Genomic DNA, 11826 nt, shown 5'->3' on the forward strand with positions numbered 1-11826 from the left:
CCGCAGGGCTGATGGCCCAACAACGCGGCCAGGCTCCACCGCAATCCGCAGCATCCGTCTCCGCAGCATCTCCGCATGACCTCGCCCCGGCCAGGTCGTGACGGGCGGCTGCGCCCTGAATCTTCTGCTGGAGAATCGAAATGCGCCTTGCAAGCTTTGTCTTTGCTTTCGTACTCAGTGCTTTTGCCGGTGCTGCACAGGCCCAGGTGGTCACCCTCAACAAGGGCGGCTTCGTGCTGACCTACGACTGCAGCATCCACAGCGCCACCCGCTACGAGTACACGCTTACTGCCGATACCGGTTCGGCCGCACGGCCGTCCAGCTTCTACAAGGACCCGGACCTGCCGGCCGGTTGCCTGGGCCAGACCAGCACCGCGTCCTACGCCAGCATCAGATCCGGCTACGACCGTGGCCACCTGGTCACGTCCAACCACATGGACTACGACGCGACCTACATCCGCCGCGCCAACTACATGACCAACATCGTGCCGCAGGTGTCCAGCTTCAACCAGGGCATCTGGGTGAAGGCCGAAAACGTGGCCGAGTGCTACCGCGACATCGCACCGGTGGACGTCTACGGTGGTGTGGTCTACGGCGACGCCGCCAACGATTACTTCCTGGCCAGCCATGGCATCCCGACCCCGGAGTTCTTCTGGAAGACGATCATCACCCGTGACCCGAACACCGGAACCGCCAAGGCGATCAGCTGGATCATTCCCAACGAGGCCAACCTGGGCAGCCTGGACAACTATCTGGTGACGATTGCCGATCTGGAGGAGCTGCTGGGCGCCAGCTATGTGGCGATCAACGCACCGACCTCGCTGAAGAACATGCTGCCGGCCAGCACCTGGCCACAGCCTGCAGGGTGTGACCTGGGCTGATCGGCAGGCAGAGGAATCACGATGCCTGCACGCGCAGCCATCGTGACGCCAGCACTCTGGCAACCAGGAACTGCACTGCGGCGCCTGCGACGGTGGCAACGACAAGCAGGACGGGGAGCAGGCAGCTGCCGGCCAGCGTCACCGCGCCGGCGATGCCGGCACTGATGAGGCGATGGTGCCGGGCCCGGGATCGCACTCGGTTCAAGGGGTATTCCCGTGCAAGCGCTGGGTGGGGTGGCCCGGCAGTCTAGCGTTCCTGTGGCCAGCGTGCCCTGCCCGTCCCGCTATGGGAAAATGGCGGGCGCCTCGCCCCTTTGGCTGTTCCCGGAGTAGTTGATGTCCCGTTTCCCCTTCGATGCCGTGCTGTTCGACTGCGACGGCGTACTGGTCGATTCCGAGCCGCTGGTGGCCCGCGTGCTCTCGGAAATGCTGACCGCACGCGGCTGGCCGCTGACCCCGGCGCAGGCCGGCGAGGTCTTCCTGGGCCAATCCGTGGCCCATCTGGCCGGGCTGATCGCAGAGCGCACCGGCAAGCCGTTCACCGAGGAATGGCTGGAGGAGTTCCGCCAGCAGCGCAACCGGGCGCTGGAACGGGATCTGGAGCCGATCCGGGGGGCGCCCGAGGCCGTGCGTGCGATCGCCGCAGCGACCGGTGGCCGCATTGCCTGCGCGTCCGGTGCCGACCTGATCAAGGTGAAACTGCAGCTGGGCAAGGTCGGCATCCTCGATGCATTCGGCGACCACGTCTACAGCGGCCAGGACATGCCGAACACCAAGCCGCACCCGGACGTCTACCTGGCGGCCGCTGCCGCGCTGGGTGTGGATCCGAAGCGCTGCGCGGTCATTGAAGACACCGTGACCGGCGCGACCGCCGGCGTCGCGGCGGGTGCCACCGTGTTTGGCTTCAGCGAGGGCGGCCCGCACCACAGCACGCCGGAGGCCCTGCGCGCTGCGGGTGCGAAGGTGATCTTCCAGCGCATGGACCAGCTGCCGGCATTGCTGGCGGCCTACGCCGCCGACGCTGCCGCCTGAGGCGGCCTCAGCCTGCAGCGCCCAGCGTGGCGCTGCGGCGTTTCCCGGTGTAATGGAGCACGAACAGGTACAGGCCAGTGAACAGCTGCAGGAACAATGGCGGCAGCGGCGAATAGGTGATCCACGCTGCCGGCTCGCCCTGCCCCAGCCCGCGAGCGGCGAAATTGGCGATCACCGCCAGGGTGAAGACGATCGAGGTCCAGCGATGCACGGGCCGCGCCCAGCCACCCCGGCTCATTGACGGCGCCTCGCTTCGGATCGGGCTTCGATCATCTTCCAGCCATTGCCGGACGGGTCACGGAATCCGGCATCGATGGCGCCATAGCGTTCGACCGGCTCCTGGGTGAACTCGACGCCCCGTGCCAGCCATTGCGTATAGCGTGCCCGGCAGTCATCGACGGCCAGCACCAGCGGAGGCATTGCGCCTTTCGCCACCAGCTGCTGCAGTGCCTGCGCGGTGGCCGCGTCGTGTGTGGGCGGGCCCGGAACGAACAGCCCCAGCTGGAATCCGTCCTGGCCGGGGCTGCGTACCGTCAGCCAACGGTAGCTGCCATTGCGCACATCGGTGTGCACTTCGAAACCGAGCATGCCGACGTAGAACGCGAGCGCTTCATCCTGGTCGCGCACATAGAGGCCGACCGTGTTCACAGTGTTTGTCATGGGACCTCCCTCACGTGGGATCCACGTTAGCAACCGCCGCGCGCCGGCGCTTCTCCAAAACTGCCATGTTCAGGTCCGGTCGCTGCGCGGCACGTGCGTGGCACTCCGGCACGCAGGCCGGCGTCGCCTGGCCGGCCCGCTCACGCTCGCGCACGTTGCCCGGGCTGTCGCCGATGATGTCACGGAAGATGCGGCCGAAGGTGCCCAGGCTGCTCCAGCCGGTCTGCGCGGCGATCTCGGTGACCGGCAGATCGGTGTCACGCAACATCGCCACGGCCCGTTCGATGCGGCGGCTCAGCAGGTAGCGGTGCGGCGGCAGCCCGAAGGCCTGCTTGAACGAACGCGCGAAATGCGCCGCGGATACGGCACTCACTTCGGCCAGGCGGGCCACCGGCCAGTCCTCGTGGCTGGCATGGTCCATCCGGTCCTTGGCACGCAGCAGGCGTCGCAGCAGTTCAGGGCTCTGGTTCATGCCGCCACCGTGCTCGCCAGATGATGTCGCGCCGCATGCCTGGCCTGCGCGGCCTGCTCGCCCAGCCAGTCACCGAATGCAATGACCTTGGCGCTCCGGCTGCGCGCCGTCGGTGCCACGAACCAGAAACCACGCCCGTCGCTGGCCACACCGGGATGTGCCTGCACCAGGCGCCCGCTGTCCAGTTCGGCCTGGAACAGGATTGGCGAAGCAATGGCGATGCCCTGCCCGGCAATGGCCGCGCCGACGTCCAGATGCTCTACCGCAAAGGGGCTGACCAGGCTCTCCTCGGCCGGCGGCGGAACCGCGCCATGTGCGGAAAACCACAGTGCCCACCAGTCGGGCCTGCCGAGCAGCGGAACCTCCAAGGCCCGGCGCCCGAGCCCGTCTGCCGCCGGCAGCAGCGCTGGCGCGCACAACGGGGTGAAAATGCTGGGGAACAGGGGCGTGGCCTGCAGCCCGGGCCACTCGCCATGCCCATTGCGGATGGCAGCATCAAAATGCCCGGCGGCCAGGTCCTGCGGCTCTGCCGACAGGTCCAGTTCCAGCACGATGCTCCGATGGCGGCCGCGGAAACTGCCCAGCCGCGGTGTCAACCAGCTCGTGCCCAGCGTGGGTAGCACGGACAGGCGCAGTCGCGCCGCATCCATGTCTGCGGCGCGCATGAAACTGGCACGAAGCGCGTCGAAGGCCCGGGTGGCCTCCTGCGCGACGCTGGCACCCGCTGCCGTCAGTTCCACATGCTGTGCGTGGCGCAGGAACAGGCAGGTGCCGGTCTGGGCCTCCAGCCGGCGCACGTGGTAACTCACCGATGCCGCGCTGGTGTCGAGCTCCTCGGCGGCACGGGCAAAACTGCCCAGCCGCGCCGCCGCTTCGAAGGCGCGGATGGCGGCAAGCGATGGAAGCTGGCGTTGGCTCACCATAAGTGTGGCTTAGCCTGAGCCCGGATATCTGCGTGGTCAATCCCCCTCGCACCCGCAACGATGGAGGCACTTCCGGCAAGGGGTCACGCACATGGATCGACGGCAGTTCCTGGCCACCTTGGCCGCAGTGGCAGCCTCAAGCGCCCTACCCTCGGGGCGGCCCCTGTCCAGCCACAGCGAAGACTGGAAATGGTTGCAGGGCAACTGGCAGGTCCGGCACCAACGCCTGAAGGAGCGCCTGGTGGGCGACACCCGCTGGGAAGCCTTCACCGGCGCCAGCGCGGTCTGGCTCACCCTGGGCGGACTCGGCACCATCGATGACAACGTCATGGCGCTGCCTTCGGGCCCGTACAGAGGCCTGGGCGTGCGTGCTTTTGATCCAGTGTCTTCCACGTGGTCGATCTGGTGGATCGATGGGCGCAACCCTGCCCATATCGAACCGCCCGTGCGCGGCGTCTTCGAAGGCGATGGCGGCAGCTTCCGTGGTCGTGATCACTTCAGGGGACGCCCCATCGACGTCTGGTTCCGCTGGCATGACATCCATGGCGAGGAGCCATGGTGGGAGCAGGCGTTCTCCGACGATGCCGGCGCGCACTGGGAAGTGAACTGGCGCAACTGGTTCCGCCGCACTGCGGCGGTCCCCTCACCGCTTCCGAAGCTGCCGGATGCACCGCGCGATTTCGATTTCCTGGTGGGCCATTGGAACGTGCGCCATCGTCGCCTGCGTGCTCGGCTGGCAGGCAGTGATGCGTGGGACGCGTTCAACGGCACCCTGCACAACTGGCCGGTACTGGGAGGATTCGGCAACGTGGGCGACAACCTGATGGACGTGCCGGGAGCACCGCTGCGCGGCATGGGTATCCGCGCCTGGAACGCCGCTGAGCGGCATTGGCTGAGCTGGTGGCTGGATGGCCGGGAGCCGACCCGGATCGGCGCGCCGCTGCGCGGTGGTTTCGAGGCCGGCGTCGGCCGCTTCTTCGGCGAAGACCAGCACGACGGTCGATCAATCCAGACGCGGGTGATCTGGTCACGCATTACCCCGCGCTCGGCGCGCTGGGAACAGGCGGCATCGACCGATGGCGGGCGCAGCTGGGAAACCAACTGGGTCAGCGACTTCGAGCGGCAGGCATGAAAGCGCGGCTGGCCGTGATGCTGCTGGTTGCTGCGTCGCCCCCCGCGACTCCCTCAAGCGTGCTGCAGATCGTCGGCTCCGCTGAACGCTTTGCGCCGGGCGTTGCATCCACGCAGTACGACGAGATTCGACTGACCCTGAGCCCGGACGGAAACACCGCGCTGTGGTTCAGCCGCAACCGTCCCGGCGGTCCGGGCGGGTATGACATCTGGGTCTCCCGCCACGATGGGCAGCGCTGGCGGCCGGCGACGCCGGTCTCGTTCAACACGCCGGGACGAGACTTCGATCCCGCCTTTTCTGCCGATGGCCGCACGGTGCATTTCTGTTCGGATCGAGCAGGCGGCCAGGGCGGCGACGATCTGTACCGGGTCAGCATTGGACGTGACGGTCGATTCGGCGAACCGGAGAATCTGGGCCCCGCGGTGAACAGCGCGGCCGACGAGTTCGCGCCGATGCTCTCGCCGGACGGTCGTACGCTGTTGTTCTCCAGCGATCGCGCGGGCGGTGCCGGCGGCCATGACCTCTACAGCGCCACGATGATCGGCGGCGTGGCGCAGCTGGCGCGGCCGCTGGCGGGTGGCATCAATACCGCCGCACAGGAGTTCGATGCCACGTTCCTCGGCAACGGCCAAACGGTGGTGTTTGCCCGCGCCCTGGACTTCGCCACTGCACCGGTCCGCCAGTTCATTGCCTACGAGCGTGGAGGCCGTTATGACGCGGGCCATGCATTGCCCTCCCCGGTGAACGAAGCCTCCGGCGACAGCTACGGTGCGATGCTGGATGGCTCGCAACCTGACACTTTGACCTATTCGGCGCGGCGCGCAGACGGTGCGGGGTTGGACCTGTACCGCATCCGCTACCGTTCGGGCGAACCATGATCCGCACTCAACGCTGCGCCGGCAGTTCCAGACGATGCTTGCGGCACAGCCGGTACACGGTCACCCGCGAGATCTGCATCTGCCGTGCGCACTCGGAGACGTTGTAGCCGGTCTGGCGAAGGGTCTGCAGCAGCACATCGCGCTCGGCCTGGCCGCGGGCATCCTGCAGCATCGCGCCCGGCGGCGCATGCTCGGCCCCACCCAGTTCAAGGTCACGCTCGCTGATCAGCTCGCCTTCGGCCATGATCGCCGCCCGCTGCACCCGGTTGAGCAGTTCACGCACGTTGCCGGGCCAACCGAAGCGCCGCATCGCCTGCAGCGCAGCGGGCGCAAAGCCACGTGCACGCACGCTGTGGCGCAGGCGGAAGCAGCGCAGGAAGTGCTCGGCCAGCAGCTGCACATCGGCGCCACGCTCGCGCAAGGGCGGCATCAGCAGGCGCAGCACATTGAGCCGATAGTAAAGATCGCTGCGGAACCGCCCCTGCGCCACCGCGTGCTCCAGTTCGACGTGGGTGGCGGCGAGTACACGCACGTCGGCCCGCAGCGGCTGGCTGCTGCCGACGCGCTCGAAGGTGCCTTCCTGCAGCACGCGCAGCAGGCTGGTCTGCGCCTCCGCCGGCAGGTCGCCCACCTCGTCGAGGAACACGGTGCCGCCGTGGGCGGCTTCGAATACGCCGATCTGGCGCTTGTCGGCGCCGGTGAACGAGCCGCGCTCGTGGCCGAACAGCTCCGACTGCACCAGGCTGGCCGGAATGGCACCGCAGTTGACCGCGATGAACGGCTTGCCCGCACGGCCGGACAACGCATGCAGCGCGTGAGCCGCCAGCTCCTTGCCAGTGCCGGTTTCGCCGGTGACCAGCACCGGCAGTTCGACCGGCGCGAACTTGTGCAGCACGCTGCGCACCGCATGCAACGCAGGACTCTCGCCGATCAGTGTGCGCGGCCCCTGGCCGGCGCATACCTCGCTGGCAGAAGGATCATCCGCGTCGAACTGCTGGCGCATCGCAGCCACCAGGTCCTGCAGGCCGAAAGGCAGCGTGAACCGCGAGATGCAACGCTGCAGCAAGGGCAGCCACGCTGCAGGCGTGGGCCCCGCGCCGGGTGGCAGCACCGCAATCCAGGGCAGATGCACGTGCTGTTCGATCCATGGCGCCAGCAACTGCAGCGCGGGCGTATCCAGATGGCGAAGATCCAGCACAGCGACCAGCCGATCACGCCCGCGCAGCCCGATCGCCATCGCCGGGTCGGGATGGATGCAGCGCACGTACCAGCCTGCGGCCGCCAGCGCGCTGCGCTCGTTCGCCAGCGGCTCGCCGAACCAGAGCACGCAACGTGATGTAGAAGCCTCCGGGACCGCCGCCATGCTTCCCCCAGCATCCGGACACCGTCGGCGGACTGTCAGGCAATCGCCGGCGTGCCGCCCTCCGCCGGGACCCTCTACGGCCACCGCAGCGGCCTTTGATGGGCGGATCCTAGCGCTGCGCTAAACGGCGGCGCAATGAGCGCCACGTCAAGAGACCACCGGCTGAAGCGGCATCGTTACAGTCCGCGACGGCACCTGTAACGCCGGTGTGACAGTCGGGCGCCCGCCTTGCCCTGCGGCGCGTGGTACAGCGCGATCCCAACATTTTTCCGACGCCGCTGTAACGGCGCGGCAGCAGCCCCCTGCGCCTGCCAGCGCCTGACGCCAAGGCAGCCAAGCCTTGCAGGGTTGGCACGGTTGATGCGTGCTTCCGCCGCACCCACCACGGGAGATCGGCATGGACGGCATCACCCCCATTCGCGGCCTGCTGGCAACGCTGGCTGTGGCCCTGCTGTCGGTTGGCGCGAGCGCCTCTGCCTCCGGTGCGCGCCAGGGTGTGAAGGCTCAACCGGGCGAAATCGTCCTGTTGCGTGATGTGTCCGCACGCCCGGCCTATCGCATGGCGCCGCCCGGCATGGCGCTGATCGCCGACCCGAAACCCCAGCGCGAGATCGCGGCGGCCCTCGGTGCGGGTGCCCCGGCAAACGGGATGGACGAGCTGAGCGATGAGGACTACGCAGGCATGGGGGCAGGTCACGCCGCCACAGCCACCGCACCCGCAGGCACCACGGTCGAACGTGTGACGCAGCAGGCATTGGGCGGTACGCTCGGCCGCAACGGTGACGGCATGGTCGGCAGCAGTCTCGGTGGTGCCATGAGCGGGCCGCTCGGCGCGGTCGGCAACAATACCCGCGGCATCAGCGAGACCGTGCGCGGCGCGCTCGGCCAGTTCCCGCTGCAGGGCATGGCCCCGGCAGGTGGCAAGTGAGGCGGGCGCACTGGCTGCTGCTGATCCTGCCTGCCACGCCGTTGATCGCGCAGGCCGATGACTACAGCGGCATGCTCGCCTACCTCGACGTTGCCCGCATCGACGGCCATGCACTGGCCGGCGCGAACGGCGCCATCGCGGTCAACCAGGCGGCCGGCGACCTCAATCTGCAGGCCAACCTGCGCGGCATCGCCACGGGCGAACATGCCGACGTCTCGATCGGCAACCGACAACTGCGCGGTGGCAACCGCGTGCTGGGTGCGCCGATGCACGCCACTGCCGTCATCGATGGCAAGGCGCTGGCCAGTGCCAGCGGCATCGCATCCATCAACCAGGCCAGCGGCATCGCCAACACGACGCTCAACGTCGTCAGCGCGACGCTGGCCCGACAGGGCATACGCGAAACCGACGATACGGCCTTGGCCGCCGAGGGTTCCGCGTTGGCAGGGGGGCGGGACGACGCCGGTCGCGGCGTCGCGACGGGCACCCGCAGCGCCGGTGTCACCAGCACCGCGCTGCGGGGATTCGACGGGGTCCTGCAACTCAATCAGATCGCGGGCAGCGGCAATGACACGGCCAATGTGCTGGGCCTGGTCGTGCAGGACCGCCCGTGACAACCACCCAACCGATGCACCACCTGATGAGAGAAAGAGGGCACCATGAAAGCGACCGTCAAACGGACCATGCTCGCCATGGCGATTGCCACTGCCTCGACCGCCGCTGCGGCCAATGGCTGGGACAACCAGAACGCCAACGCGAACATCAACCACACCCACACCGTCAGCGAAACCCGCAACGAGACGCACAACCACACCGACAACGACGTGAGCAACCGCACCGTCAACGTCAATGTGCAGAAGCACAGCACCATCCAGGCCGACGAACGCAAGGAAAAGAACAACCACGGCGTCGACGTGAACCTGGAGAAGGACCTGCGACTGAGCACCGACATCAATTTCTCCGGCGACCCGAACATCACCGGCGACATCGACCTCGACTCGGCGGCCATCGCCGTGATCGACAACCGCCAGTCGATCAGCAACAACGCCACCAGCAACAGCCTGGTCACCAACAGTGCCTCCATCGGTGACAGCGTGGGCGCAGGTGCCTCCGGCAACCTCGGCTTCAACGTGGTATCGGGCGACAACAACGCCCAGGACAATGCCGCGTCATTGTCCGCCGCCGACGCGTCCTTCAGCTTCGGCATGGCCGACGCCGAGGTGTTCGTCAACCAGGCCGGCTTCGGCAACGCGACCATGAACTCCGGCGTCACCAATGCCGCAGGTCTCGGTGGCAATGCCTTCGGCGGTGCGTCAGGCAACATCGGCGTCAACATTGCTTCGGGCAACAACAACGAGCAGAAGAACGCGCTGGCGGCGTCGGTCGCGACCACCGCGGTGGCGCAGTCGAGCATCAGCTCCAACCAGGTCTCCACCGGCAACACGGTCAGCAACGCCGGCTTCGTACAGTCCTACACCGATACCGTGCAGGTCGGCATGCGTGGCGGCGTCAGCGGCCTGACCCTGGCCTATGGCGCGGGCACCTACCGCGGCACCGGCAACGCCTACCAGATGGCCAACTACTACCTGGATACCTGGAGTGGCGAGCTGCCGCACCCGGGTGGCAGCAGCACCGGCCATATCGATCTGGACGACGAAATCCAGAACGCCACGATGAACCCCAACCGGCCGGGGGTGGGTGGCCTGGGCTTCGATACGCGTGAGAGTGGCACCAGCCAGTTCGTCGAACTGGGCGTGGCCGACCTGTATGCCAGCCTCAGCGGCACGGTCAGCACCACGCGCTGGGTGAACGTCAACGCGACCAACACCTCGGCCTTGTCGGGCAGCGCCTTCTCCGGCGCCTCGGGCAACATCGGCGTGAACGTGGCCGCGGGCACCGGCAACCTGCAGGCCAACAGCCTGGCCCTGGCAGTCGCCCAGCCCAGCACCGGCGGCGGTGGTGGCAGCGGCGAGTAAGCGCAACACCCCGGCCGTCCGCCAATGGCCGGGTTCCCCGGGAGCTCCTGTTCCTCCTCCCCCTTGGGACAGGAGCTCCCCCTTGCTGCCGGAGAATGCGATGTTCGGCCACCGTCTCTCGATACGCCTGCTGGCCTGCCTGCTGTTGCTGGGCGGCGCGTCCGCGCGGGCGGGCGACGTCGGCTTCGCCGGCGTACTGCCCAATGGCGCACTGCTGCAGCAGAAGGTGGAGAGCATGCAGGAACGGCGCTACCGCAACGTGGTACGCCAGCACACCGATTACAGCTGCGGAGCGGCCGCACTGGCGACCGTCCTGCGCCATGCCTACCACCTGGACACCGACGAGGCGACGGTCATCGAAGGGATGATGGGGGTGTCCGACCCGGCGCTGGTGGCCGAGCGTGGCTTCTCGCTGCTCGACATCAAGCGCTACGTGGAGTCGCTGGGCATGCGCGGGCGCGGCTATCGCATCGATGAGGCCCGCCTGCGCACGCTTCGGGTTCCGGGTCTTGTGCTGATGGACGTGCGCGGCTTCCGCCACTTCGTGGTGCTCAAGCAGGTGCGCGGCGGTGTGGTCGAGGTGGCTGATCCCATCCTTGGCAACCGCAGCCTGGCGCTGCCTGAATTCCTCGCTGCGTGGCCATCGCGTGCCGTATTCGTGGTGATCGGGAGTGATTTCGATCGCAACACAGTCCTGCTGCAACCCAGCGAACGGCCCAGTGCCCGCGCGCTCTACGCGCGACAGGGGCCGATCACCGATGCCGAACTGGTCGATTTCGGCTTCAACCACGCCGACCTGTTCTGAAGGAGGTTCCGCCATGTTCCGCCACCGTCTGTTGATGCTCCTGCTGCTGGCGAGCCCCGCCCTGCCCCTGCAGGCGGCGGATGCTGCGCCGGGACGCGGCCTGAAGGAAATTCCGGATCCCGAACTGAACCTGATGCGCGGCCGCTACACCGTGGGCGGCAGTACCGTCGCGTGGTTCGGGGTGACGATGGTCTCGCAGTGGCAGGCCGGCAACGGAAACGTATTGCAGGGTGCGTTGACTCTGGGCATGGACTTCCGCGGCGGCGGCAGCCCGAAACTGAGCTTCCAGCCCAGCGTGCACGTGACTGCCGCAGATGCGCCGCTGCCGGACACGCAGGGCCGCCATATCGACAGCACCGGCCTGGCCAACGCCAATGGCCTGGTGCAGAGCGTGCAGGTGGCCGGCGATGGCAACGTTGCCCGCAATTCGACCACGCTGGTGGTGCGCAACGGCACGGTGCCGGGCCTTTCGGATGACGGTGCGCATTCGCTCAGTGCGCAGGGTGCAGGCGCGTCGGCCTCCGCAGTGCTGGACGGCAACCAGGCACGCCTGCAGCTGCAGGTGGAGGGCCAGGGCATGGTCCAGCAATGGATACGCAACGGCAGCGTCGGCCAGGGCATCGCCCTGGCCGGTGACGGCCAGATCGCCAGCAACCAGCTGCGGCTGGAACTGGTGCGGGATACCGCGGGCGGCAACCTGCCGTTGAGCCAGAACGTGGCCCAGGCGATTGCGATGAACCGCGGCATGGGGCCGGGCCGATAGCACCACGGCACGG

General features: G+C 67.8%; 14 protein-coding genes. 9 read left to right on the top strand and 5 right to left on the bottom strand.

What is annotated here, in order from left to right; genetic code table 11:
• Positions 1-140: 140 nt before the first annotated feature.
• Both ACSDHM_RS09460 and ACSDHM_RS09465 read left to right on the top strand, forming a co-directional pair.
• Positions 141-881 carry a DNA/RNA non-specific endonuclease gene (locus ACSDHM_RS09460; RefSeq protein ID WP_072167103.1) on the top strand — a complete coding sequence of 247 codons (741 nt, stop codon included), beginning with the start codon at positions 141-143 and terminating at the stop codon, positions 879-881.
• A 336-nt stretch (positions 882-1217) separates the two neighbouring features.
• Complete coding sequence (locus ACSDHM_RS09465) at positions 1218-1913, top strand: HAD family hydrolase (protein ID WP_005416634.1); 696 nt, start codon at positions 1218-1220, stop codon at positions 1911-1913.
• A 7-nt stretch (positions 1914-1920) separates the two neighbouring features.
• On the opposite strand, the gene ACSDHM_RS09470 is transcribed toward ACSDHM_RS09465, so the two are convergent.
• From ACSDHM_RS09470 to ACSDHM_RS09485, 4 genes are read right to left on the bottom strand one after another with little or no spacing between them, the layout of a single operon-like run.
• Complete coding sequence (locus ACSDHM_RS09470; protein WP_061478310.1) at positions 1921-2151, bottom strand: hypothetical protein; 231 nt, start codon at positions 2149-2151, stop codon at positions 1921-1923.
• Positions 2148-2573 (bottom strand): VOC family protein, encoded by a 426-nt coding sequence (locus ACSDHM_RS09475; protein WP_005416636.1) that lies wholly within the window; start codon positions 2571-2573, stop codon positions 2148-2150. The genes ACSDHM_RS09470 and ACSDHM_RS09475 overlap by 4 nt, the downstream gene beginning before the upstream one ends.
• A 10-nt stretch (positions 2574-2583) precedes the next feature.
• Positions 2584-3045 (bottom strand): AraC family transcriptional regulator, encoded by a 462-nt coding sequence (locus ACSDHM_RS09480; protein WP_353079968.1) that lies wholly within the window; start codon positions 3043-3045, stop codon positions 2584-2586.
• On the bottom strand, positions 3042-3968 hold the full coding sequence (locus tag ACSDHM_RS09485; RefSeq protein WP_188240986.1) for a LysR substrate-binding domain-containing protein: 927 nt from the start codon (positions 3966-3968) through the stop codon (positions 3042-3044). Before ACSDHM_RS09485 ends, ACSDHM_RS09480 begins: the two co-directional genes overlap by 4 nt.
• A gap of 91 nt (positions 3969-4059) precedes the next feature.
• On the opposite strand from ACSDHM_RS09485, the gene ACSDHM_RS09490 reads away from it, so the two are divergent.
• Together ACSDHM_RS09490 and ACSDHM_RS09495 are read left to right on the top strand one after the other, a co-directional pair.
• The gene (locus ACSDHM_RS09490; RefSeq protein ID WP_439426913.1) at positions 4060-5100 is read left to right on the top strand and encodes a hypothetical protein; all 1041 of its coding nucleotides are present in this window, start codon (positions 4060-4062) and stop codon (positions 5098-5100) included.
• Entirely contained in the window at positions 5097-5978 is an 882-nt protein-coding gene (locus ACSDHM_RS09495; protein WP_088497579.1) for a TolB family protein, read from the top strand. The genes ACSDHM_RS09490 and ACSDHM_RS09495 overlap by 4 nt, the downstream gene beginning before the upstream one ends.
• Positions 5979-5985: 7 nt before the next feature.
• Here the strand turns inward: ACSDHM_RS09495 and ACSDHM_RS09500 are convergent, their stop codons facing one another.
• A complete protein-coding gene (locus tag ACSDHM_RS09500) occupies positions 5986-7341 on the bottom strand; it encodes a sigma-54 interaction domain-containing protein (protein ID WP_227836737.1) in 1356 nt (451 codons plus the stop codon).
• 397 nt (positions 7342-7738) lie between these two features.
• On the opposite strand from ACSDHM_RS09500, the gene ACSDHM_RS09505 reads away from it, so the two are divergent.
• From ACSDHM_RS09505 to ACSDHM_RS09525, 5 genes are all read left to right on the top strand, one after another.
• On the top strand, positions 7739-8269 hold the full coding sequence (locus ACSDHM_RS09505) for a hypothetical protein (protein WP_227836738.1): 531 nt from the start codon (positions 7739-7741) through the stop codon (positions 8267-8269).
• On the top strand, positions 8266-8883 hold the full coding sequence (locus ACSDHM_RS09510; RefSeq protein WP_334271180.1) for a hypothetical protein: 618 nt from the start codon (positions 8266-8268) through the stop codon (positions 8881-8883). Before ACSDHM_RS09505 ends, ACSDHM_RS09510 begins: the two co-directional genes overlap by 4 nt.
• Before the next feature lie 45 nt (positions 8884-8928).
• Positions 8929-10245 (top strand): adhesin, encoded by a 1317-nt coding sequence (locus tag ACSDHM_RS09515; protein WP_227836740.1) that lies wholly within the window; start codon positions 8929-8931, stop codon positions 10243-10245.
• 100 nt (positions 10246-10345) lie between these two features.
• Positions 10346-11050, top strand: coding sequence for a C39 family peptidase (locus ACSDHM_RS09520; protein WP_439426973.1), 705 nt, complete (start codon positions 10346-10348; stop codon positions 11048-11050).
• A 13-nt stretch (positions 11051-11063) separates the two neighbouring features.
• Positions 11064-11813: a hypothetical protein gene (locus ACSDHM_RS09525; protein ID WP_088497574.1), complete on the top strand. Its 750-nt coding sequence runs from the start codon at positions 11064-11066 to the stop codon at positions 11811-11813.
• Positions 11814-11826 lie beyond the last annotated feature (13 nt).

The organism is Stenotrophomonas sp. T8 (assembly GCF_051853085.1).
GTDB classification, from domain to species: Bacteria; Pseudomonadota; Gammaproteobacteria; order Xanthomonadales; family Xanthomonadaceae; genus Stenotrophomonas; species Stenotrophomonas sepilia.